General features: G+C 58.7%; 20 protein-coding genes. 13 read left to right on the forward strand and 7 right to left on the reverse strand.

The window, feature by feature from the left end; translation table 11 throughout:
• Positions 1 to 165: 165 nt before the first annotated feature.
• The 6 genes from ACWKV9_RS23755 to ACWKV9_RS23780 form a co-directional block, all read right to left on the reverse strand.
• Positions 166 to 1,062 carry a TIGR03915 family putative DNA repair protein gene (locus ACWKV9_RS23755; RefSeq protein ID WP_483838550.1) on the reverse strand — a complete coding sequence of 299 codons (897 nt, stop codon included), beginning with the start codon at positions 1,060 to 1,062 and terminating at the stop codon, positions 166 to 168.
• 6 nt (positions 1,063 to 1,068) lie between these two features.
• Positions 1,069 to 2,289 (reverse strand): putative DNA modification/repair radical SAM protein, encoded by a 1,221-nt coding sequence (locus ACWKV9_RS23760; protein ID WP_349800541.1) that lies wholly within the window; start codon positions 2,287 to 2,289, stop codon positions 1,069 to 1,071.
• Between the two features lie 201 nt (positions 2,290 to 2,490).
• Complete coding sequence (locus ACWKV9_RS23765) at positions 2,491 to 3,135, reverse strand: HAD family hydrolase (RefSeq protein WP_483838551.1); 645 nt, start codon at positions 3,133 to 3,135, stop codon at positions 2,491 to 2,493.
• A 169-nt stretch (positions 3,136 to 3,304) separates the two neighbouring features.
• Positions 3,305 to 4,258, reverse strand: a complete 954-nt coding sequence (locus ACWKV9_RS23770) for a 2-hydroxyacid dehydrogenase (RefSeq protein ID WP_483838552.1) — start codon at positions 4,256 to 4,258, stop codon at positions 3,305 to 3,307.
• Positions 4,259 to 4,319: 61 nt separating this feature from the next.
• The gene (locus tag ACWKV9_RS23775; protein ID WP_483838553.1) at positions 4,320 to 5,726 is read right to left on the reverse strand and encodes a sodium:solute symporter family protein; all 1,407 of its coding nucleotides are present in this window, start codon (positions 5,724 to 5,726) and stop codon (positions 4,320 to 4,322) included.
• Between the two features lie 462 nt (positions 5,727 to 6,188).
• The gene (locus tag ACWKV9_RS23780) at positions 6,189 to 6,743 is read right to left on the reverse strand and encodes a cysteine hydrolase family protein (RefSeq protein ID WP_483838554.1); all 555 of its coding nucleotides are present in this window, start codon (positions 6,741 to 6,743) and stop codon (positions 6,189 to 6,191) included.
• 126 nt (positions 6,744 to 6,869) lie between these two features.
• Here ACWKV9_RS23780 and ACWKV9_RS23785 point away from each other — a divergent pair, with 126 nt between their 5' ends.
• The 13 genes from ACWKV9_RS23785 (at position 6,870) to ACWKV9_RS23845 (ending at position 21,644) form a co-directional block, all read left to right on the forward strand.
• Positions 6,870 to 7,868 carry a GlxA family transcriptional regulator gene (locus tag ACWKV9_RS23785; RefSeq protein ID WP_483838555.1) on the forward strand — a complete coding sequence of 333 codons (999 nt, stop codon included), beginning with the start codon at positions 6,870 to 6,872 and terminating at the stop codon, positions 7,866 to 7,868.
• Positions 7,869 to 7,960: 92 nt separating this feature from the next.
• Entirely contained in the window at positions 7,961 to 9,091 is a 1,131-nt protein-coding gene (locus ACWKV9_RS23790; RefSeq protein WP_483838556.1) for a DUF1615 domain-containing protein, read from the forward strand.
• A gap of 499 nt (positions 9,092 to 9,590) precedes the next feature.
• Positions 9,591 to 9,857, forward strand: coding sequence for a hypothetical protein (locus ACWKV9_RS23795; RefSeq protein ID WP_483838557.1), 267 nt, complete (start codon positions 9,591 to 9,593; stop codon positions 9,855 to 9,857).
• Positions 9,858 to 9,979: 122 nt separating this feature from the next.
• On the forward strand, positions 9,980 to 10,543 hold the full coding sequence (locus ACWKV9_RS23800) for a hypothetical protein (RefSeq protein WP_483838558.1): 564 nt from the start codon (positions 9,980 to 9,982) through the stop codon (positions 10,541 to 10,543).
• Between the two features lie 324 nt (positions 10,544 to 10,867).
• A complete protein-coding gene (locus tag ACWKV9_RS23805) occupies positions 10,868 to 11,719 on the forward strand; it encodes an STAS domain-containing protein (RefSeq protein ID WP_483838559.1) in 852 nt (283 codons plus the stop codon).
• A 4-nt stretch (positions 11,720 to 11,723) separates the two neighbouring features.
• Positions 11,724 to 12,086 carry an STAS domain-containing protein gene (locus ACWKV9_RS23810; protein ID WP_037010489.1) on the forward strand — a complete coding sequence of 121 codons (363 nt, stop codon included), beginning with the start codon at positions 11,724 to 11,726 and terminating at the stop codon, positions 12,084 to 12,086.
• Positions 12,083 to 12,487: an anti-sigma regulatory factor gene (locus tag ACWKV9_RS23815; protein WP_483838560.1), complete on the forward strand. Its 405-nt coding sequence runs from the start codon at positions 12,083 to 12,085 to the stop codon at positions 12,485 to 12,487. The genes ACWKV9_RS23810 and ACWKV9_RS23815 overlap by 4 nt, the downstream gene beginning before the upstream one ends.
• Positions 12,478 to 13,500: an ATP-binding protein gene (locus ACWKV9_RS23820; RefSeq protein ID WP_483838561.1), complete on the forward strand. Its 1,023-nt coding sequence runs from the start codon at positions 12,478 to 12,480 to the stop codon at positions 13,498 to 13,500. Before ACWKV9_RS23815 ends, ACWKV9_RS23820 begins: the two co-directional genes overlap by 10 nt.
• On the forward strand, positions 13,493 to 14,368 hold the full coding sequence (locus ACWKV9_RS23825; RefSeq protein WP_483838562.1) for a sensor histidine kinase: 876 nt from the start codon (positions 13,493 to 13,495) through the stop codon (positions 14,366 to 14,368). Before ACWKV9_RS23820 ends, ACWKV9_RS23825 begins: the two co-directional genes overlap by 8 nt.
• Complete coding sequence (locus ACWKV9_RS23830) at positions 14,358 to 16,307, forward strand: response regulator (protein ID WP_483838563.1); 1,950 nt, start codon at positions 14,358 to 14,360, stop codon at positions 16,305 to 16,307. Before ACWKV9_RS23825 ends, ACWKV9_RS23830 begins: the two co-directional genes overlap by 11 nt.
• A gap of 116 nt (positions 16,308 to 16,423) precedes the next feature.
• Positions 16,424 to 18,685, forward strand: coding sequence for an ATP-binding protein (locus tag ACWKV9_RS23835; RefSeq protein ID WP_483838564.1), 2,262 nt, complete (start codon positions 16,424 to 16,426; stop codon positions 18,683 to 18,685).
• Positions 18,686 to 18,704: 19 nt separating this feature from the next.
• On the forward strand, positions 18,705 to 19,166 hold the full coding sequence (locus ACWKV9_RS23840) for a response regulator (protein ID WP_483838565.1): 462 nt from the start codon (positions 18,705 to 18,707) through the stop codon (positions 19,164 to 19,166).
• An 81-nt stretch (positions 19,167 to 19,247) separates the two neighbouring features.
• Positions 19,248 to 21,644, forward strand: coding sequence for a response regulator (locus tag ACWKV9_RS23845; RefSeq protein ID WP_483838566.1), 2,397 nt, complete (start codon positions 19,248 to 19,250; stop codon positions 21,642 to 21,644).
• A gap of 54 nt (positions 21,645 to 21,698) precedes the next feature.
• Here ACWKV9_RS23845 and ACWKV9_RS23850 read toward each other — a convergent pair whose 3' ends face one another.
• Entirely contained in the window at positions 21,699 to 22,031 is a 333-nt protein-coding gene (locus tag ACWKV9_RS23850; RefSeq protein ID WP_483838567.1) for a hypothetical protein, read from the reverse strand.
• Between the last annotated feature and the right edge of the window lie 687 nt (positions 22,032 to 22,718).

Genomic DNA, 22,718 nt, shown 5'->3' on the forward strand with positions numbered 1-22,718 from the left:
CCTGAAATACCGTCTTCGCGAACAGGTTCGCTCCCACGATGGATTTGAGTCAGGGCTGATTCTTCGGTCCGACGCACACCCTGCAGGAGCGAACTTGTTCGCGAGGCATCTTGCCTGACACCGCGCATCATCTTCCTCGCGCACAAGTTGGCTTCTACAGAGCAGTCACGAGGCGGCTTTGGGCGCTTGCTTGTCGCCTCTGATTTTCTTGCCGGGGCGCGAGGCGATTTGGCTGGCTTGACCATCGCGCTGTTTACCGGTGCGGGCCTCGCTGATCAACGCCGGAATCAACGGCCCTTCCGGCAGGTTTTTCCAGAAGCGCGCGGGCAGGTGGCCCTGCATGACTTTGGGATTCAAACGCGCCGGATTGAAGATGTGGCTGTAGTAGGTCAACCACAACTGACCATAAGGATCGTCCGCATTTTTCGCCAGTTGCCGCCAGGTGTCCGGGCACTCCCGGCGGTGGATCAGGTTTTTGCCATCGTAAAAAACCCCATCTTCCGGCGTTGCAATCATCCAGCGATGCCGCCCCATGCGCCCGATAAAATGCTCGCTGGCAGTAAGCAGAATGTCGTGGGCCGGTTCATGCCAGGCCACGTATTGCGGCAAGTTTGGGGTGTCGAGCAGGGCCGCTTTTGCAAGTTCATCTTCGGCCTCCGCAGCCGGATCGTCGGGCAACGCAATGAAACGTAAAAACGCATGCAGGTGATGAGCCTCGCGGCTGACCTGTTTGAGCCGCCGATGCAACTCGCTGCCCAGTTTATCGCCGGCCAGCATGGCAGTCCGGTCGCCGTGACTTACTCGCCACAACACCTCATACAGCAAGCTCCAGCGTTGATCGCCGCGATACTGTGCCGCGTTCTTCAGCAGGTCGAGCAAAGCCAGCGGTATACGCGCCTGAAACGGCCCAGGTTCCTGGGGATAGTGCGTGTCGCTGGCAAACAGGTCGGCGTCGTCCGGCACACTCCAGCTCACCTGATCCGGGTCGATCTGATGACTGAGTAACCAGCGCGCTTGCGACCGCCAGGTGTCGAACAGGCCATTGCAATCAAGACTGATCATTGCGCCTCACCCCCAAAGTCCCAATTGTTGCGGCTGCGGACGATCGCGCATCTGCTCACGAAGCAGCAGGCTGGTGGTGTCAGCCTGACGCGGGTGGTAATCGCTGGTGATGATGAAGGGGCGCGCCTTGGCCAGCACACAGCGCAGGCGGGTCAAATCTTCGTAGCGAATGCGCCGCTGCCGACGCAGCTCTACCAGGCGTTTGGTGGTACGGATGCCGATGCCGGGGATGCGCGCGATCATCGCCGGTTCCGCGCGGTTCAGGTCCAGCGGGAACATCTCGCGGTTATCCAGCGCCCACGCCAGCTTGGGGTCGATGTCCAACGCCAGATCGCCAGGGCCCTTGAGCAATTCATCGGCCTTGTAGCCGTAGCTGCGCAGCAAAAAATCCGCCTGATACAACCGATGTTCGCGCATCAAAGGCGGCGCGGCCAGTGGCACGCTTTTCGGGCTGTTGGGAATCGGGCTGAACGCCGAGTAATAAACTCGCTTGAGGCGAAAGTCGCCATACAAGGCTTCGGCGCTGTGCAGGATAGTGCTGTCGTCGGTATCGTCGGCGCCGACGATCATTTGGGTGCTTTGTCCGGCTGGCGTGAAGCGCGGCGCGTTGGGCTCGTTGAGCACGGTTTGCTGGCCGGTGTAGATGGTCTGCATGGCCTGCTTGATCGAGCCCATCTCTTTTTCAGGAGCCAGAGTCTGCAGGCTCAGGCTGGTCGGTAATTCGATATTGACGCTCAGGCGATCGGCGTAGCGACCGGCTTCTTCGATCAGCAGCGGGTCGGCTTCGGGAATAGTCTTGAGGTGGATGTAACCCCGGAACTCATGCTCTTCGCGCAGCAGCTTGGCGACGCGAATCAGCTGCTCCATGGTGTAGTCGGCCGAGCGAATGATTCCGGAGCTGAGAAACAGCCCGCTGACGCAATTGCGTTTGTAAAAGTCCAGCGTCAGGGTGACCACCTCTTCAGGGCTGAACCGCGCACGGGGCACGTCACTGGAGCGGCGATTCACGCAGTACTGGCAGTCGTACAGGCAGAAGTTGGTGAGGAGGATTTTCAGCAGCGAGACGCAACGGCCATCGGGTGTATAGCTGTGGCAAATCCCCATGCCGTTGCTTGAGCCCAGCCCGGATTTGCCTTCCGAACTGCGCTTGGGCGCGGCGCTGCTGGCGCAGGAAGCGTCGTACTTGGCGGCATCGGCGAGAATGCTCAGCTTGTCGATCAACTGCATGGGACACATCCGGATACTGGTTTTATGTACAGTATCGGGTTGTGCCCGGGCTCACAAGCGTCGATTGAGTGGATTTGCCAGCGTGCGATGGACGGATGAAGGGTGTGTAAGCCTCGGCAGAAGTCGGGGGTTTGAAACGTAAAGGATGTCCCGGTTTGTACCCGGACAGGTCCGCTCCCACGAGGCAATCAAATGAGGCCATCAACTCATCCGCTGAACCAGACTCTTCAGCTCGCCGAAATCTTTCACCCGATGGAAATTAGCGTGATCGTGAAATTCGGAAAAATCAGTCTCGCCGTAACCCGCCACTTGAGCGCCAGCGCCCAATCCTGCAAGCACTCCCGGCACACTGTCTTCCACCAACAGGCACTGCCGGGCCGACAACCCTAACAACTGCGCCGCGCTTTCGATCAGGATCGGCGAGGGTTTCCAGGATTGGACCTCGTAAGCGCTGACGATCATGCCGTCGAAGTCTTCAAGCAAACCGACCGTGCTCAGGCACGTCTCAATCTTGCTCCGAGGGCCGTTGGAGGCCACGCACTTGGGCAGTTCCAGCCCACGAACAAACTCCACGGCACCGGGCATCTCTTCGAGTTTTTCGCGCAGCAGCGGCAAGGTGCGGCTTCTGAACGACTCAACAACAGCCTCCTCATGAAGTCCCGGATAGTCAGCGCACAAACCTTCCATGCACAGCGCAAACTGCACTCCGCGAAAGCGCGCCAACACTTCTTCGACGCTCAGTGACACGTCATGCTCATGAAGAATTTCCCGCAGCAAACCAGCTGCCAGGCGTTCGCTATCTACCAGTGTTCCGTCGCAATCGAAGATGACGCCAGCAATATTCAAACAGGATTCTCCCGGTTCACGTTTTTAGCTCAGGGCCGTATGGACCGGCATTATCCAGAAAAGTTGGAGTGGGCGTGCTAGAGGTGATCGGCGGCGTGCAAAGCGAGGGTTGAGGAGGGGCCTGAAAGCGCGCTTCCAGGCCCAATGCAGCGGGGAAAAACGAGCTGTGTTACAGCGCGACTGGCGTGACCAGCGTGCCCTTATCGAAATAAGCGCTGATGTTGGCAAACACCAGATCAGCCATGGCCTGACGCGTTTCGAATGTGCCGCTGCCGATGTGCGGAGTCAGCACGACGCTGTCCAGGGTCAGCAATTCTGCGGGCACATTGGGCTCGTCTTCGAACACATCGAGCCCGGCGCCAGCAATTTCATTCTCCAGCAATGAAGCCACTAGCGCCTGCTCGTCTACCACTGAACCGCGTGCGACGTTGATCAGGTAAGACTTGGACCCCAACGCCTTAAGCACGTCGCGGTTGATCAGGTGCTGGGTTTCAGGACCGCCCGGAACGATGACGATCAGGTAGTCCGACGCTTTGGCTAGCTCCTGCAAATCGGCGTAATGGGTGTAGGACACATCCGAATAAGCCTGACCGCGACGGAAATAGGCGATGTTCATGTCGAACGCTGCTGCGCGCTTGGCGATTGTCTTGCCGATCTTGCCCAAACCGACGATGCCGCAGGTTTTGCCCGACAGGTCGTTGCCCAACGGGAACTTACCAGTGGCCCATTTGCCAGCGCGCACGAAGCGCTCGGCCTCGCTAATCTTGCGCGACACGCAGAGCATCAATGCCAAGGCGGTTTCGGCGACGGCGTTGTTCAATACGTCCGGGGTGTTGCTGAGTTTGATTCCGCGTTTAGCCAGATAGTCGGCGTCTACCGCGTCATAGCCCACGCCGAAACTGCTGATCACTTCCAGATTGGGCAAGCGATCGAGGAGCGCATTGTCGGCGCCATACACGCCGCTGGTGATGATGCCTCGCACCTTATCGCCGTGGCTGGCGACCCAAGCGTCGAGGTCTTTGATCTCCCAGCGATTGTGAACGGTGAAATCGCGATTCAAGCCTTCAGTCAGCGATGCGTGCATCGGACCCCAGACCAGTACATCGCCTTTTTTGTCGGACATGTTTTTCTCCTTTTAATCGCGCGGCATCACAGGCAGATGCCGCGCTTTCATGTGAGCAGACTCAGGCGTTTTTGTTCAGCGCGGTTTGCGGAATGTCGCCGCCGCGAGACTTGAACAGCTCGGACACGGCCATGGTCAGCATTGGCGAGAACAGCGCGAAGTACGAGCTGTCGATGCCGTAGGGATTGCCCGCCAGGAACCAGCCGATGGTCGAGAACACCGAGAGAATCACGCCGGCCAGCGCGCCGCGTCCGGTGCCAAATCTTGGTGCGTAGAAGCACAACAGCACGATGACCGCGAGGGTTGCGCGCAGGGCTTTGCCCAAAAACGCAATCAACAGAATCTTGTCGGCGTACAGCGCCAGGATCAGCGGCAGAAAGCCAATCACCATGATCGCGATACGAATGAAGATCACCGACTTGCGGTCGCTTTTTTCTTTGTTGAAGAACGGGTCGTAGAAGTCTTTCATCGCCAGCGTCGCGGAGGCCAGGGTGTTGGCCGAGATACCGCCGAACAACGCGCCTGCCAGACCGATCACCACCAGGCTGGCGGAGAAGGTCGGCATGTGGGCAATCAGCGCAGGGAAGGCGTCGATGGACTTGATGCCGGGGTACAGGAAGGCGCTGCACATGCCGATCAAAGCGGCCATCAAGCCGAACGGAATCATCAACGACGAGACATAGAAGCACGCGCGTTTGGCGGTCTTCTCATCCTTGGTGCTGACCAACGCCTGAATCACGTACTGGGTGGCGAAAATGGAACCCACGCCGCCGATCATCCAGGCAAAAATCTGGCCCCAGCCCACACCGGTCAGGTCGAACATCTTCTCGGGAAGATTGGCCTGCAGGTTGCCGATACCGCCGCTGGCTTTCAGCGCAAACGCCAGTGCCAGAGCGATGCCGATGTACTTGACGATAGCGTGGACGAAGTTGGTGTAGACCACCGAGCGCATGCCGCCGAGGCTGACATAAAACACCGTGATCACGCCGACCATCAGGATGGCCAGGGTCTTGTCGATGTTCAGTACCGCTGCGAGCACTGCGCCGCCGCTGGCATACAGCGCCACCGAGACGATGCTCAAGGCGCAGATGGTCAGGATCGATGCGGCATAGCGCACTCCCTGGCCGTAGTTCTGCGCCAGGATGCCGGAAATGGTGTTAAGGCCGGTCTCGCGGTACTTCTTGGCCAGCACCAATGCCAGCAGCAAGAAACCAAGGGCCAGGGCGACGAGGTTCCAGGCGGCAGAAATGCCGGCCTCGAAACCTTTCTGTGCGGTGCCGATACTCACCGAACTGCCAATGAACTCCGAGAGCAGCAGGGCGCCGATCAGGAACGGTGGAAAGCTGCGGCCGCCTCCGGTGAAGCCGTCACTGCTGTTGGCGTGTTTGCGCACGCTGTAGCCGATATACGACATCACCACGAAGTAGCCAACGGTCAGGCACAGGATGATTGTTATTCTTAAATCCATGTTTCTCTCCATCACCCGTGTTCAGGGTCAGGTTTTGTGTAGGGAAACGACGCGCACAGACGGCACGGCTTCAAGCGCAGGATGATCGCGAGTTCATGAGGGCACGTCGTATGACAACGGCGCCTGAATCCGAGATGACTGATATCCACGCACGGTTTTGCCCGGCGACTAATGCCTGACGGGTGGCGATAGATATCGGAGAAGTGGAGGGGGTTCTGGCGACAAAGCCAGGGAATAGAGCTGCGGGGACGAAGTGCGTGTGTGTGGATTCATTCTTATTAGAGGCTCGTTATTTACGTTGAAAGGGCAACACAATACGAAGCTGTCGTTATACGTCGTCGTACAACTATCGGTATCCTACACTCCCGGCTGCATTGTTCAAGGGCCATTTGTCTACGTTTCGAAACGTTTTTTGACAATTTATGGCCCTTGGAAAGCGTCACCCTCTCGTTGTGAAATTACTTACCGAGCGCTCGCCAGATACTCATCAGTCGATACCACGCCTGCGTAGCCGAAACCCAGCGCGGCCATGAATGCTGCATGCACGTGCGCCGCTGGCACTTTGACGCCGTTGAACTCCAGGTCCCGAGACGCGCAGGCATCATGTACAACGGTGGCTTTGTAGCCGAAATCCACGGCGGCACGGGTGATGCCGTCGATGCACATGTGGCTCATGGCGCCGATGATCAACAGTTCGTCGATCTCGTGTTCATCAAGAATCGATTTGAGGTCGGTGTCGCGAAACGAATTGATGAAGTGTTTGAGTACTACGGGCTCTTCGGGCTGATTGATGACTTTGGGGTGCAACTTCGCGCCCTCGGAACCCGGCGCGAAGAACGGCGCGTCGGCAGTGGTGAATTCATGGCGGACATGCACCACCAGTTCGCCAGCTTCACGTGCTGCGTTGATGATCCGCGCGGCATTGTCGGCGGCGGCATCGATGCCCACCAGGGGCCACCTGCCGGTAGGGAAGTAGTCGTTCTGGATATCGACTACGATGAGCGCTTGTCTGGACATGTCATTTGCCTCAATGAAGTGGGTGGTAAAAGGTGTGTCGGGTACGCGTGCTGTGGAATCCAGTATCGGCCAGACCTGCGCAGTCCGGGATTGGCTGCACCGACATTAGGCGAGGGGAAACTGACAATGGCCGTAGAACGGGCGGTGGCTGACATCGGCGTGTTGCTTTATCCCGGCGCTCAATCGGCGGCCGTGCATGGGCTGACAGATCTGTTTGCTGTGGCCAATCGGATTGCCGACGAACATCAGGCCGATCAACTGCCTGTTCTGCGCGTCAGCCATTGGCAAGCAGAGAAAGGCGGTGCGCCGCGACAGGTATTCAACAGCCATGAGGGGCGAGCGGATTCATTGGTGGCCGTGCTGATTCCACCGTCGCTGGGCGGGCTGCCGACCAAGGTTCAATTAGGTGGGATTGAGCGATGGCTTCTCGATCATCACGCCCGCGGAGCGACATTGGGGGCGGTTTGCGTGGGCTCGCTCGTGCTGGCACATACCGGTCTTTTGAATGGTCGCGCTGCCACTACCCACTGGACGCAAGCCGAGGCGCTGGCCAAGCAGTTCCCGCAGATCAAAGTCCACGCTCAAAAGCCGATCATCGATGACGGCGACATCATCACCACTGCAGGATTGATGGCCTGGTCCGAGCTGGGATTGCGTCTGGTCGACCGGTTGCTTGGGCCGAGCATCGCCACTGGCACGGCGCGTTTTCTGGTCATCGATCACAACGACAGCGCGCACCAGTGCGGCAGCAATTTCTCGCCGATATTGGGGCACGGCGACGGGGCGGTATTGAAGGTGCAGCATTGGTTGCAGGCGAGCGGGGCGGTGGATGTGTCGTTACCGGAAATGGCCAAAACTGCGGGGCTTGAAGAGCGAACGTTTCTGCGCAGGTTTCGGGCAGCCACCGGGCTCAAGCCCACCGAGTATTGCCAACACTTGCGCGTCGGCAAGGCCCGGCAGCTGCTCGAATTCACCAACGACACGGTCGATCACATCGCCTGGACAGTGGGCTACCAGGACCCTGCGACCTTCCGCGCACTGTTCAAAAAAATCACCGGACTGACCCCGAGCGACTATCGGAATAAATTCGGCGTGACTACGCCTGCGGTGGCGCTGCGCGGATGATTACCTGCGAGCCCAATACTCCGGTCGCTGAATCATCTGGCTTGCGCGCAGGTCAACATGGCTCATTCGGGCCGACTCACTATCGAGAACACATGCACCCAGCGCGACTGATCAACATCCTGCGGCATCTTCCTGCTACTTGCGTGGTGTTCCTGACGGCGCTGCTGGCCGCCTGTAGCTCGCAGCCTAAACGTCCGCCCCCGCCAGCCCCTGAGGTGGTGCGGGCCGAAATCGTGCGCTTGATGCCGGCCAGCGTACCGGACCGGCAAGGCTGGGCGACTGATATTTACACCGCCTTCAACGCTCAGGACATCGAACCCAGTGTCGAGAACCTGTGTTCGGTACTCGCCGTTGCCGAGCAGGAGTCCAACTATCAGGTCGATCCGCCAGTGCCTGGCATGGGCAAAATTGCCCGAGATGAAATCGACCGCCGCGCTGGCAAAGTTCACGTCCCCAATTTGCTGGTGCGCTCGGCGCTGGACATTCGCTCGCCCAGCGGCAAGACCTATAACGAGCGCCTGAATGCTGCGCGCACTGAAAAAGATTTGAGCGCCATTTTTGATGATTTCATCGGGATGGTGCCGATGGGCAAGACACTGTTCGGCAATTTCAACCCCGTACACACCGCAGGACCGATGCAGGTCAGCATTGAGTTCGCCGAACGACAGGCTCGCGATTATCCCTATACGGTCGAAGGCTCGATTCGCCACGAAGTTTTCACGCGCCGGGGCGGGATGTACTTCGGTATCGCTCACCTGCTGGGTTATCCAGTTAGCTACACCCAGCCAATTTATCGTTTCGCCGACTTCAATGCGGGGTGGTACGCCAGTCGCAATGCGGCTTTTCAAAGCGCCGTGAGCCGACTGTCCGGGACGCGTCTGGCGCTGGACGGGGATTTGATCAGTTACGGGTTCAGCCCGTCCATTGGCGCGACGGAGCAGGCGGTTCGCTCGCTGCATCGCCAACTGGATATGCGCAACACGACCATTCGCAATCAGTTGGATAAGGGCGATACGCTGGAGTTTGAACAGACTGACCTCTACAAGGACGTGTTCGCGCTCGCGGATAAAGCCGCCGGCAAACCACTGCCCCGCGCCATCCTGCCGGGCATCGTCTTGGAAAGCCCGAAAATCACCCGCAAACTCACCACCGCCTGGTTCGCCCAACGTGTGGAAGAGCGACGCATGAAGTGCATGGCCCGAGCGTCGGGGGCGCTCAGATAACCCCTGAAAGCCCGTTACGGTTGGAGCGCGCTTAATACCCTTTGTAGCAGCGCGCTTTCCCGCGATAGTTTTTCAGGCGCAGCAGCTATATCGGATGTACCGGCCTCGCGGACAGGTCCGTTCCTACATTCGAATTACGTGCTGCTAATCTCGGGCTTCGACGCAATTTCTGCTGATGTCGCTGCGCCGCTGAACTCACTGGCAGACGCAAAACCTGTGGAAGCGGACCTGTCCGCGAAAGCATTCGCGTGATCGACCCACATGTATTGCCTATACGCGCCCCATCGCGGGCAAGCGCGCTGCTACAGGGGATTGGTGTTCGGCATCCAACAACCTGTAGGAGCGGCCGAAGGCTGCGATCTCGATCTGCTCATCCCACCGGTCGCAACTTCCACGCTGTCCTTGACCGTTTGTCCTTTCAACCGCACGGCTGCGGCATATCGCCCTCCAACTGATCAGGCGCCCGGATTGTCCGGGCCAGATCTGACCCGAGGTGTGTATGTCAGTTGATCCTGCAAACCCCACCGTGATTCCTACCAGCGTGCCGCCTACCACTCCGATCGAGAGTGATCTTGACCCGGATGCAATGGACGACGAAGACATCGCCGAAAACCAGAAACTCGAAGAAAAGTTGATACACGATCAACAGGCCGACGCACGCCCGGAAGACTGGAATGAGCCGCCGACCGATGTGCGCCCTGAAGACTGGAATGAGCCACCGGCTCCGGTAGCCAAGGACACGCCCCAAGCCGATCACTCAAATTAGTTGTCCGATGAGCTGAAATAGCCGTCAGTCTCGCTGATTGGCTAGCCAGGGCTGGGCCAGGGTGGACGTTATCCATTCGGGCTCACTGTCTTTGAAACCCCGTTTTGAATCGTGAGTCTGTTGTGTCAGAAATCATCACCACCCCCGTCCCACCTGGCAAGCCGGTTTCCGCTGCAAGCGAAGCTCAGGCTCAGGCCGCCGAGGCCATGCTGTTCGGGTCACCCAAGGACCGCCTGGATTTCTATCGCCGGGAAATCCAGTACGAAACCACCATCCTCTCCAACCGCACCAACGCTTATCTATCAGCGCAATCGTTTCTGGTGATTGCGTTCGCCTCGTCCATGGCCAACATCAACCCTGAGTGGGGCAAACTGTTCACCCTGGTCGTGCCTCCGTTCCTGACCCTGTTGGGGTTGATCAGCTCGATGCACGCCTGGCCCGGCATACGTTCGGCTTATGAAATCATCGATCACTGGCACTTCAAGCAGAGCCAGTTGTTGCATAGCTCGCCCGCCATGGGGCTGGCCTACGACGACTCGCCGCTATTCAGCGAGCACGAGTCGAGCGAGAAAGGCTATCGCAAATCCTTGATGTTCTCGATGCGCACGCCTTGGCTGTTTAGCGGCTTCTGGTTTCTGCTTGGCACATTTTCGATTTATGCGCAGGTCAGCGGGTCGCCGTTTTGACTGAGCTATTCGGCGCGCCGCGCACGGCATGCCACCAGCGGCAATCAACCCGGCCGGGAGTTGGATACGAATGCTTTGCGCCGCTGCCAGGGTATCGAACTCATTTGAATGGAATTGAACGAAGCCGGAAGAGTGGGAGCTGTGTGATGTTGCCTTGACACCACGGCCGCTGGCCGGTATTTGTGCGCGGCAAACAGGTTTTGTAATGCGTTTTGCAACATGACCTAGACTCACCTACTCACTATTAATACCCACCTTTTCGCATCCTATAGCCGATGCCGTCGCAAGACGCGTCGATTCAAGGAGTCACAGGAGTTTTGTCACATGGCAGTACTGCAACAGCGCACCGTCAACGCATTGAAAACGTCCGATGCACAGCTGACCAGTCAATGGCTGGCGGATCTGGAGCAGAGCGGCACTTCCCGTAATGTCAAAGCAGAAGACCTCAAGCAGCAGACCTCCGAGTTTCTGCGCCTGCTCACCAGCGTGACAGAGCGTGGCTCGTCCCTGAGCATCACGTCAGCGGAATGGGACGAAACCCGCCAGTTTCTGGAAAAGCTGTCCCATAACCGGGCCATCATTGGTCAGGACTCGCAGCAGACCGCTAACTTTATCTTCTCCCTCAAAGGCCCGCTGTTTTCGATGTTGCAGGCCGAGTACGCCGATCACCCTGCGCTGATGGCCGAGCAACTGTGGGAAATCTCCCAGTTGCTCGACGCGCTGGGCATGCACACCATCCGTACTTTCCAGAAGTCCCGTGAAGCAGTGATCAAGCGTCAGCAGGAAGAACTGCTTGAGCTGTCGACCCCTGTGGTCAAGCTGTGGGACGGCGTGCTGGCGTTGCCGATGATCGGCACCCTTGACTCCCAACGCACCCAAGTGGTCATGGAATCGCTGCTGCAGCGCATCGTCGACACCGGTTCGGAAATCGCCATTATCGACATCACCGGCGTGCCAACGGTCGACACGCTGGTGGCGCAGCATTTGTTGAAAACCGTCACCGCCATTCGCCTGATGGGTGCCGATTGCATCATCAGCGGCGTGCGTCCACAGATTGCCCAGACCATCGTTCACTTGGGGCTCGATCTGCAAGGCGTGGTCACCAAAGCCAACCTGGCCGATGCGCTGGCCTTGGCTTTGCGTCGTCTGGGCGTCACTGTCAGCAAGGCGGTGTAAAAAGATGGAACGCATACCCATTTTGCAGATGGGTGACTTTCTGTTGGTCACCATTCAGGTCGACATGCACGACCAGCTTGCCCTGACGCTGCAGGACGACCTGTCCGAACGCATCAGCCGTACGTCCGCGCGTGGCGTGTTGATCGACATCTCAGCGCTGGACATGGTGGACTCCTTCATTGGCCGCATGATCGGCATGATTTCCGGACTGTCGCGCATCATGGACGCCGAAACCGTGCTGGTCGGCATGCAGCCTGCGGTGGCCATTACCTTGGTTGAGCTGGGCATGACCCTCCCCGGCGTCAGTACCGCGCTGAACGTTGAACGCGGCATGAAACTGCTGCGTGAGCGGGCGTATTCGCAATGAACGTGCGCAGCAGCGGCAGTCAGGCGATTCGTATCGAACAGGATGTCGTGCTGGCGCGTCAGACCGCGCGCAAATTGGCGCAGGAATGCGGCTTGCGCTTGATCGACCTGACCAAACTGGTCACTGCCGTGAGTGAGCTGGCGCGCAATACTATGGTGTACGGCGGCGGCGGTGACATGGACTGGGAGATTGTCGAGGACGGCATTCGGGTCGGGCTGCGCCTGACCTTTCGCGACGAAGGTCCGGGCATCCCTGATCTGAAACTCGCGATGACCGATGGCTGGACCTCCGGCGGCGGGCTGGGCCTGGGACTGACCGGCGCCAAGCGCCTGGTGGACGACTTTGAGCTGGACACCGCACCCGGTAAAGGCACCCGGGTGATGATCGCCAAATGGACCTGAACCTGCGCACCAGCCTGACGCTTGTCATACCCGTCGAAGACAGCAGCCAGGTAGGCTACGCGCGGCGCACCGTGCAGAAAATCGCCGAAGACCTTTCCTTTAGCGCCATCGATGCAGGTCGTGTCGCGTTGGTCGTCACCGAGCTGGCGAGCAACATTCTCAAGCATGCCCGCAGCGGCGAATTGCACGTGCGCACCGTTGTCAGTGCCCAGTCGGCTGTCCAGGGCGTTGAAGTGATTGCAGTGGACCGAGGGCCCGGCTTCAATCTGCAGGCAGGTCTAGAAGACGGCTTCTCCACGCGCGGCACCCAAGGCATCGGCCTGGGCTCGATCCAGCGTCAGGCCGACGTGTTCGATGTGCATACCGACAGCCGTGGAACGGTCTTGCTGACGCGTTTCTACCCCAAGGCTTCACAGTTCAAAGACCTGCGACTGGGCGTCACGCAACATTCGCTGCGTCAGGACCCTGCCTGCGGCGATGTCTGGGGGCTGGCCATTGATGGACCGCGCATCAGCGTTCTGGTGATTGATGGTCTGGGGCACGGAGAGGATGCCGAAGCCGCTGCGATGGCTGGCGCTGATGCATTTCATCGCCAGCCATTTGCTGCCCCTGGCTGGCTGCTTGAAGACATGCACCACCAGATGCGCGGCAGTCGTGGCGGCGCCGTGGCGGTCTCGCAGTTCGAGGGTGACACCCAGGCATTGAAATTTATTGGTATCGGCAATATCGGCGCGACGCTGATCAGCGCCGAGAAAACCCGGGGTCTGGTCTCTCATCCAGGCATCGTCGGGCTGCAATTTCGTAAGCACCAGGCCTTCGATTACCCGCAATGCACCGGGCAACTTTTGATCATGTACAGCGATGGACTGCAATCGCGCTGGAATCTTCGTGATTATCCGGGTCTGATGTTTCGCCACCCGGCAATTATCGCGGCGGTGCTGCATCGCGATTTCTGTCGTGCAACGGATGATGTAACGGTTTTAGTAATCGCTCTGGAGACGCTTGATGTCTGAACATTCCGCTCATGACGCACCTGATGAGTCTTTGGAACTCAAGCAATTGCGCGATGAAGCTGCAGCGCTGCGCAGTGAACTGGACGAAACCAACCAGGGCGTGCTCGCGTTGTATGCCGAGCTCGACACCCAAGCCGATCAGCTGCGCCAGGCGTCGGACCTCAAGAGCCGTTTTCTGTCATACATGAGCCATGAATTCCGCACGCCTCTGGGCTCGATCTTGAGCATCGCCAGCCTGCTGACCGACGAACTTGATGGGCCGCTCAGTCCTGAGCAGCACAAGCAAGTCATCTTCGTGAGCACAGCGGCCCGCGAGCTGAGCGAAATGGTCGATGACTTGCTGGATCTGGCAAAGATCGAAGCCGGGCGCATTACCATTTCCCCCGCCTGGTTTGACATGTTCGATCTGTTCTCGGCGTTGCGCGGGATGTTCCGCCCCATCGTCGATGCTTCCACCGTTGACCTGATTTTTGAAAAGCCGGTGGGCTTGCCGCGGCTATTCACCGATGACAAAAAACTCGCGCAAATTCTGCGCAACTTCATCTCCAACTCATTGAAATTCACCCAGCGCGGCGAAGTGCGTGTCTCAGCGCGACTCGAAGGCGAAGACGCCATCCGTTTTGCGGTCAGCGACACGGGCATCGGTATTCCGCCCGAAATGCACGGCGCTTTGTTCGAAGACTTTTCGCAGGTGGACTCGCCACTGCAGAAACGCCTGCGTGGCACCGGTCTGGGACTGTCGTTGTGCAAGCGCTTCGCTCAATTGCTGGGTGGACACGTCGGCGTCGAAAGTGAGCCCGGGGTGGGCTCGACGTTTTTCGTGATCATCCCGTTGGCGCTTGCCCAGGAGCATCACGATGAAGCGTGACAGCCGCCTGCTGATCGTCGACGACAACGCCGCGACGCGCTACGCGCTGCGCCGCCGCATGGAGCGTCAGGGTTTTATTGTGCTGGAGGCCGGGACCGGCACTGAAGGCCTGGGGATGATTGCCGCCGAGCTGCCGGATGCGTTGATTCTGGACGTCAATCTGCCCGACATGAGCGGTTTCGACATCGTGCGCATGTTGCGCGCAGAGCCCCGCACTGCGTTGCTGCCGGTGGTACACGTTTCCGCAGCTTCGATTCAGACCGGGGACATCGTCACAGGGCTTGAAGCCGGTGCCGATGCGTATCTGGTACACCCGGTTGATCCAGACGTGCTGCTTGCCACATTACGTACCTTATTGCGCGTGCGTGATACCGAATACGCCCTGCGTGACAGCGAGGACCGCTTCCGCGAGATCTTCGTCAACGTCTCCGCGCCCATCGCGGTTATCGACAAAACGCTCAAGGTCCAGGAATGCAATCACGCATTTGCCCAACTGATTGCCCATGACGCACCCGAAACCGGTCTGGCGCAAAGCTTCGCTGATGATCAGACCGCCGTGCTGCAGGGTCTGCGTGACGCGTTGCAGCAGGATGAGCGCTGGAAAGGCACGTTGAGCATGCGGGTGAAAGGCGATATCCGCGAAACCGAATGGCAAGTGTCCCCCTATCGAACGCCGGGCCTGAGCCTGGTGTTTGTCGAGGACGTCACCGAGCAGCGCCGTCGCGAGCAGTCGCAACGCCAACTGCTTGATTCGGTCAGTACGCAGCTGGCCCATGAAGTTGCCGAGCGGGCACGCAGCGAAGCGCTGCTGCTTCAGGCGCAAAAAATGGATGCCATTGGCAAGCTCACCGGCGGCATCGCCCATGATTTCAATAACCTGTTGACCGGCATTACCACCGGCCTTGAGCTGATCAAAAAGCGCACTCAGGACAATCGCCTCGACAAGGTCCTGAACTACGCTGACGCAGCACTCGCTTCTGCCCGCAGCGCGGCTGCATTAACCCACCGTTTGCTGGCATTTGCTCGCCAGCAGCCGCTGGACGCTCGGCCTATCGACATCAACAAGCATGTGCGTTCGGTTGAGGATTTGCTGAGCCGGACCATCGGTAAACGCGTCACCCTGACCCTGGAATTGAGCTCCAAAAGTGCGGTGGCGCTGGTTGACTCAAGTCAGCTGGAAAGTGCGGTGCTGAATCTGGTGATCAACTCCCGGGACGCCTTGCCCAATGGCGGCAACATCTGGATCACCACGTTCGAGGCCTATTCCCAGGGCAGCCCGCGGCTCAAGGATGGTCCTTACGTCGCGCTCACCGTGCGCGATGACGGCATGGGCATCGAGCACCATGTGATCGACAAAGTGTTTGACCCGTTTTTCACCACCAAGCCGCTGGGGGAAGGCACTGGTCTGGGCCTGTCCACGCTGTACGGCTTCGCCCGCCAGTCCGGTGGCGACGTACGTATCCGCAGCGTTGTCGGCCACGGCACCGAAGTGACCCTGATGCTGCCGGCCGGCACCGATGACATGGTAGTCCCTGCGGAAAAATCGCTACCCGTCGCGCCCGGCGCCGGGGAACACATTCTGATCGTCGAAGACACGGCGTCGGTGCGGATGTTCGTCAATGAAGTGCTGGTAGACGCCGGTTATCGCTGCACTCAGGTGGCCGATGTGCATGCAGCTTTAACGCTCCTGGAGCACGAAAAGTCCATCGATCTGTTGCTGACAGACGTCGGGATGCCGCACATGAATGGCCGAGAGCTGGCACAATTGTCACGCCGCTGGAGACCGAGTCTGCCGGTCCTGTTCATGACCGGTTATGCCGAGAATGCCCTCAATCGCCAGGATTTTCTCGGTGACCGCATGGACATGATCGTCAAACCGTTCCAGCTCAATGAGTTTCTAGAGAAGGTCAGTCGCATGCTCGACAGCAGGCAGCGCTGAGCGTCAATCGCGCCGGCTGTCGAGCCATTCCCCCAAAGCGGTCACGCGTTGAGCGTCGGGATGTATCGAAACACCCATCGCTCACCGCCTGATCGGGACCTGAAGGAGAACCGGTTTTGCTTCACAACGCTAATGATCAAGACTTGCAGGACGCGATCGATAATTGCGCTCGCGAACCGATCCAGATCCCCGGCAGTATTCAGCCCCATGGCTTCTTGCTGGTGATCGACGAGTCGACCATGCGCATTGTGCAGGTCAGCGCCAACGTCGAAACCTGGCTGGGCCTGCAAGCGAGCGAACTGATTGGCGCCGCGCTCAATGGTGTGATCCATCAGGTTGACCGTCTGGCCGCTGTCCTGAAAACCTTGCCTGAAGACGATGCCAATCCTTTCCACGTGGGCGAGGTCAGCTTTCGCAATGGCAGCCGTGCCGGTACGCCCATCGACATGATGGTTCACCGGCATGATCAGGTGCTGATTGCCGAGTTCGAGCCTGCCAGTGACATGACTGGCGCCTACAGCAACGTCTATCCGCTGATGCGCACCTTCGTCGGGCACATGGACGAAAACGAATCTATTGACGAGCTATGCCATCGTTCAGTTGAGCAGATCAAGCGCATCACCGGATTCGGGCGGGTCAAATCCTACCGTTTCGACGAGGCGGGTAATGGCCTGGTCAATGCCGAATCCGTCGACGCGGATTACCCCAGCTATCTGGGACTGACCTTTCCCGCGTCGGATATTCCGCCCCAGGCGCGAGCGCTGTATGTCGCCAACCGGATTCGCGTCATCGAAAATGCGCATTACGAGCCTTCGGTGTTGGTGCCCAGCGATAACCCCTTGACCGGCAAGGCGCTGGATTTGAGTTTTGCTGCGTTGCGCAGTGTGTCGCCGGTGCACCTGCAGTACATGCGCAATATGAAAACCATCGCCTCGATGTCGATATCGATCGTGGTGCGCGGCCGATTATGGGGTTTGATTTCCTGTCACCACGCCACCCCGCGCTCTGTGCGATTTCAGACCCGCACCGCGTGCGAGCTTTTAGGCAGCGCGCTGTCGCTGCAGATCGAAACCAAGGAAGCCCAGGCTAATAACCAGAGGCTGCTGAGTCTGCGTCGGCAGATCGTGCAAATGCTGGCGGCCATGGCTGACCTGGACAGCGTGAGCGGCGGGTTGCGCTCGGTGCCCGACATTCTGCTGAGTTTCGTGCGTGCCTCCGGCGCTGCCGTGGTGTCGGGGTCAACGGTCGATATTTACGGTGAAACGCCACCCCGTGAACAGATCGTAGCGCTGACCGAATGGCTGACGTCCCATGGCAATTCGGACGTGTTTCACTCCGACAACGTGCGACGTGACATCCCCCAATTGCCCGAGCTCGCCGAGTCGGTGGCGGGGGTATTGTCGGTGGCTATTTCCGAGCTTCATTCCAATTTCATCCTGTGGTTCAAGCCCGAACGTGCGCGTCTGGTGAAGTGGGCGGGCAGACCGGAAAAATCGGTCAGTGCCAGCGGCGCGCTCAGCCCCCGCCACAGCTTCGACATCTGGCAGGAAACCGTCAGCGGTTTCTCAGCGCCGTGGGATGCCCTGGACACCGAAGGCGTGGTTGAACTGCGCGCCGCGGTGCTGGGGATCGTGTTGCGCAAAGCCGAAGAAATGGCAGAGCTGGCTCAGGAACTGGAAAAATCCAACAAAGAGCTCGAAGCTTTTTCCTACAGTGTGTCCCATGACTTGCGCGCGCCCCTGAGGCATATCGCAGGTTATGCCGAGCTGCTAGGCGATATCGAAGCCGGGAAATTGTCGGAGCGCGGTCAACGTTTTCTCGACAACATCGGAGAGTCTGCAAAGTTCGCCGGTACGCTGGTGGACAATCTGCTGAGCTTCTCGCAAATGGGCCGCTCGGCCATGCGCTTGTCAGAGGTCGATCTGCAGGCGCTGGTGGACGCGATTCGTCGGGAAATGTATCCGGACTATCAGGGCCGAGCCATTGAATGGGTGATCGCGCAACCGTTGCCCGTGATGATTGCCGATGCCGCTTTGCTGCATCTGGCGCTGCGCAATCTGGTGTCCAACGCCATCAAGTACACGCGAGACAGTGCCCCGGCCATCATCGAAATCGGCACCTGGGAGGACGAAGATAACGTCGTGCTGTTCATCCGGGACAATGGCGTGGGCTTTGATATGCGATACGCGGACAAGCTTTTTGGCGTTTTCCAGCGTCTGCATCGCATGGAAGAGTTCGAGGGCACTGGCATCGGCCTTGCCAGCGTGCGCCGAATCATTGAGCGCCATGATGGTAAAGTGTGGGGCGAGAGCCAACCGGGGCAGGGTGCTACGTTCTCTTTCTCCCTGCCCAAACGCAGTCTAAATGTAACCCTTTGAGTGTCCGAGGATACGCCCAGTGTTGAAACCTATTGTCTTGGTCGAAGATAACCCTAACGACCTCGAACTGACCTTGGTAGCGCTTGAACGCAGCCAGTTGGCCAATGAAGTGATTGTGCTGCGCGACGGCGCTGAAGCACTGGATTACCTGTTTCGCCGCAACGCCTTCGATGATCGCAAGGCCGGAAATCCCGCCGTCTTGCTGCTGGACCTGAAACTGCCGAAGGTCGATGGTCTTGAAGTGCTCAAGGCGATACGTGAGTCCGAGGAGCTGCGCAGTGTTCCCGTGGTGATGCTCACTTCATCGCGCGAAGAGCCTGATTTGCAGCGCGCGTACGCATTGGGAGTGAACGCTTACGTCGTCAAGCCGGTCGAATTCAAGGAATTTGTGTCGGCCATTTCCGATTTGGGTATTTTCTGGGCCGTGCTCAACGAACCGCCGCCTGGTTCATTGCGTCTTACCCGCCGCCCCAATTCCTGACGACCGACTTACCCGGCGCCGCGAGCCATTCGGTTACAGTGACAGCGGCGCCAGTCTTTTCGACATTATTGACGATCATTCATGCCGCTATCGCTTCTTAAGTTGCTCCTGGTTGAAGACAGCCCGCATGACGCAGAGCTGACCCTGCTCACCCTCGAACGGGCCGGGCTGAAAATTGAGTCGACACTGGTCTACGACCACCATGGCGTTGAGCGCGCGTTGTCGGCGCAGCATTTTGATCTGATCCTGTGCGATTTCCTGTTACCCGGCTCCTCTGGCGCTGAAGTGCTGCACTGCGCCCTGCGCATGGCGCCGCATATCCCTTTTATATTTTTGTCCGGCATTTTCGGCGAGCAGCACGCCGTAGAAATGATGCGCCTTGGCGCCGTCGATTATGTCCTCAAGCAAAACCTCAAGATGCTGCCCAAAGCGGTCAATCGTGCTGTGGCAGAAGTGCGTGAACGCGAGAAGCGCCGCCTGGCCGAGCGAACGTTGCAGGACGCCGAGGTGCGCGCGCATCTGGCGATCGAAGCGGCTGAAATGGGCGTCTGGACCTACGATCCACTCAGTCGGGCACTGTTTTGGGACGAGCGCTGCAAGGCGCTGCACGGGCTGGCTGTCGATGCTCACGTTGACATGATCTTCATGTTCGACCATTGCCATCCCGATGATCGCGCCATGCTGCGCTGCAAGGTCGATGCAGCTTTAAAAGCTGACACCGGATTTCAGGCTGAGTACCGCCTGTTGGTTGAAGGTGATGGCGAGCGCTGGGTGTTTTCCAACGGGCGCTCGCTGTTTGAAAACGGTAAGTGCGTGCGCTTCACCGGCGTCATACAGGACATCAGCGAACGCAAGCAGACCACTCAAGCGCTACATCAGCTAAACGAAACCCTCGGCGAGCGGGTGGTGCAACGCACCCGGGAACGCGACCGCACCTGGGAGCTGTCCCGCGAACTGCTGGGAGTGCTGCGTTTTGACATGACCCCGATTGCGCTCAATCCCGCGTGGGAATCGACACTGGGCTGGAGCCGTTCAGAACTCACCGGGCAACGGCTGCGTGATCTGGTTCACCCTGAAGATCTGCTTGCCACCCTTCGCGAAACCGAGAATGTGGGCGGCGGCAACGTCACGAGTCGTTTTGTCAATCGCATGCGCCACGCCAATGACGGCTATCGCTGGCTGTCCTGGACGATGGTCCCGGATGACGGCTTGATGTACGCCGCGGTGCGGGATATCACCAGCGAACGCGCCGTCCTCGATGAGTTGGCCGCAACCAATAAACGGTTGCGTGAGCAAATCAAGGAGCGGGAAAAGGTCGAAGCAGCGCTGCAGCAGATGCAGCGTCTGGAGGTGGTCGGGCAGTTGACCGCAGGCGTTGCCCATGACTTTAACAACCTGCTGACTGTCATTCTGACCAGCGCCAGCTTTCTTGCCCGGGATCTTGAAAAGGGCGTGTTCACCAAGTCGGCAAATCGCCTGCAGAACATCAAGGAAGCGGGCGAGCGCGGTGCCAAACTCACCAGTCAATTGCTGTCGTTCTCCCGTCGCCAGCGCCTCGAACCGGTGCCTCTGAGCCTCAATCACACCATCGACGGCATGCGCGAATTGCTCGGCAGGGCTTTGGGCGGCAGCGTTTGGGTCCAGACCTCATTGGCAGACGACTTGTGGAGCGCGCTGGTTGACCCGACCCAGACCGAAATGATCATCCTCAACCTGGCGATCAATGCCCGGGATGCGATGGTTCAGGGCGGCGAGTTGAGCCTGCACACTTACAACGAAATGGTTTACCAGCTGCCGCAACGCCCTGAGGACCCCGAACCCGGAGCCTATGTGGTGTTGTCGGTAGGAGATTCGGGTTCGGGCATGAGCGAGGAGGTGCTGGCCAAGGCATTCGAGCCGTTCTTCACGACAAAGGAAGTGGGCAAAGGCTCAGGGTTGGGTCTGGCGCAGGTGTTCGGCTTTGCCAAGCAATCGGGCGGCGGCGTCAGCATCATCACGGCGCAGAACGTCGGCACCACGATCAAGGTTTACCTGCCGAGCATTCCGGATGCGGCGAAACGCGTGCCCCTTGCACCGGAGCTTACCGCAGGCCCTGCGCCTGGGGTTGCCGATCGCACCATCTTGTTGGTCGATGACGATATCAACGTGCGCACCGTGACGGCGATGATGCTGGACGACCTGGGGTACGCGGTGATTGAGGCCGAGGACGGTAACGACGCCTTGAGAAAGATCAACGACAGCGTCGATTTGATGCTCACTGACTTCGCCATGCCCAATATGACCGGTGCCGAGCTGGCCGATATCGTCAGGCGCAATTACCCGGATTTGCCGATCGTATTCATCACCGGTTTTGCCGACACCGATATCCTCAATGTCGATCAGCAGTTGATCGTACAAAAGCCCTATCGCGAAGATGAACTCGCCGCCAAGCTGGTGCAGGCGTTTGACGCCCGCAAGGCTTTGCCCGTCAGAGACTGATGCAGTTTCTGCCAAGTGCGCCCCGGGCTATGCGGCACTGGCATGGGCCGCGCTTCACAGACAGTCGCGTGCGGCTTTCTCAAGATTGTTGGGCACCAGGGAAGACAGAGGCGTGCGCTGGTAGAGGAACACTCGCGTGTTGGGATTGCCTTTGTAGACTTCAAGAATCTCATCGGCAGCAATCTTGCTGGGGATCAGTATTTTGAAGTGGTTCTTGCTTTCAGTCAGGGTCGCTTCTGGCTTGGCTTTCTGCCATTTCGGATACACGCAGGCCACATAGTCGGCGGGCGTCTTTTTGGTATCCAGATTGACGGATGGGTTGTTGGGGGTAGAACCGCAGCCTGCCAATAGCAAAGAAAGCGAACTGGTCATCACTAAAAAGCGCATCAATTTCATCCTGAAACCGTCGGTAGATCTTATGGTAGCGGCACGTGGGAGTGCGCGCGCTTAAAGCGGGCTATGTTGAACGGCGGCCGAAGAAATAGGAAGACAGAGTGAGGCGATACGAACAATCAGCAACGTCGAAGGTGGCGCAGGTAAATCAGAATTCCGCTTCAATCGTGGCCGCTTTGACCAGGTCTGCAAAAAAGAAGTAACGGTTTACCGCAAATATGGTGACGGCGGTAAGTGCAACGATGTTGATTGCGTGAATGAGCATGGCGAGTAATCCGGTGAAGTGGGCGTGCTCGCTATGTTACGCAGATCATCGCGAATCGAAAGAAACCCGGATTCATGGTGGTCATTAACGAGATTGATGGGTTTGGGCCCGCTTCGCGGCCCATCGTCGGCAAGCCAGACTCCTACGCCCTCCGGGCAGAGGCCGTTCTGCGGTGATGCAGGCATTTGATTCTGGCCGAAGGCCGTAGGAGCGTCGCTTGGTTCTGGGCCGCATCCGGACGATCTGGCGCGCAGCGGCAGTAAAACCGGTGGATGCGGTGTGTCTGACATACCGAGAACTCTGGTTTTGGGGCCGCTGCGCAGCCCATCGTCGGCAAGCCAGACTCCTACGCCCTCCGGGCAGAAGCGGGTGTGCGGGACGTTCCCGACACTCCTCGGGCAGAAGCGGATCTGCGG

This window comes from Pseudomonas corni (assembly GCF_057128765.1).

What these genes read in the sequence shown, in the direction of transcription:
- ACWKV9_RS23825 (WP_483838562.1), top strand. Translation starts at nt 13,493, where the DNA reads ATGTCTGAACATTCCGCTCATGACGCACCTGATGAGTCTTTGGAACTC.
- ACWKV9_RS23845 (WP_483838566.1), top strand. Translation starts at nt 19,248, where the DNA reads ATGCCGCTATCGCTTCTTAAGTTGCTCCTGGTTGAAGACAGCCCGCAT.
- ACWKV9_RS23755 (WP_483838550.1), bottom strand. Translation starts at nt 1,062, where the DNA reads ATGATCAGTCTTGATTGCAATGGCCTGTTCGACACCTGGCGGTCGCAA.
- ACWKV9_RS23850 (WP_483838567.1), bottom strand. Translation starts at nt 22,031, where the DNA reads ATGCGCTTTTTAGTGATGACCAGTTCGCTTTCTTTGCTATTGGCAGGC.
- ACWKV9_RS23810 (WP_037010489.1), top strand. Translation starts at nt 11,724, where the DNA reads ATGGAACGCATACCCATTTTGCAGATGGGTGACTTTCTGTTGGTCACC.
- ACWKV9_RS23785 (WP_483838555.1), top strand. Translation starts at nt 6,870, where the DNA reads ATGGCCGTAGAACGGGCGGTGGCTGACATCGGCGTGTTGCTTTATCCC.
- ACWKV9_RS23770 (WP_483838552.1), bottom strand. Translation starts at nt 4,258, where the DNA reads ATGTCCGACAAAAAAGGCGATGTACTGGTCTGGGGTCCGATGCACGCA.
- ACWKV9_RS23830 (WP_483838563.1), top strand. Translation starts at nt 14,358, where the DNA reads ATGAAGCGTGACAGCCGCCTGCTGATCGTCGACGACAACGCCGCGACG.
- ACWKV9_RS23820 (WP_483838561.1), top strand. Translation starts at nt 12,478, where the DNA reads ATGGACCTGAACCTGCGCACCAGCCTGACGCTTGTCATACCCGTCGAA.
- ACWKV9_RS23790 (WP_483838556.1), top strand. Translation starts at nt 7,961, where the DNA reads ATGCACCCAGCGCGACTGATCAACATCCTGCGGCATCTTCCTGCTACT.
- ACWKV9_RS23775 (WP_483838553.1), bottom strand. Translation starts at nt 5,726, where the DNA reads ATGGATTTAAGAATAACAATCATCCTGTGCCTGACCGTTGGCTACTTC.
- ACWKV9_RS23780 (WP_483838554.1), bottom strand. Translation starts at nt 6,743, where the DNA reads ATGTCCAGACAAGCGCTCATCGTAGTCGATATCCAGAACGACTACTTC.
- ACWKV9_RS23795 (WP_483838557.1), top strand. Translation starts at nt 9,591, where the DNA reads ATGTCAGTTGATCCTGCAAACCCCACCGTGATTCCTACCAGCGTGCCG.
- ACWKV9_RS23815 (WP_483838560.1), top strand. Translation starts at nt 12,083, where the DNA reads ATGAACGTGCGCAGCAGCGGCAGTCAGGCGATTCGTATCGAACAGGAT.
- ACWKV9_RS23760 (WP_349800541.1), bottom strand. Translation starts at nt 2,289, where the DNA reads ATGCAGTTGATCGACAAGCTGAGCATTCTCGCCGATGCCGCCAAGTAC.
- ACWKV9_RS23805 (WP_483838559.1), top strand. Translation starts at nt 10,868, where the DNA reads ATGGCAGTACTGCAACAGCGCACCGTCAACGCATTGAAAACGTCCGAT.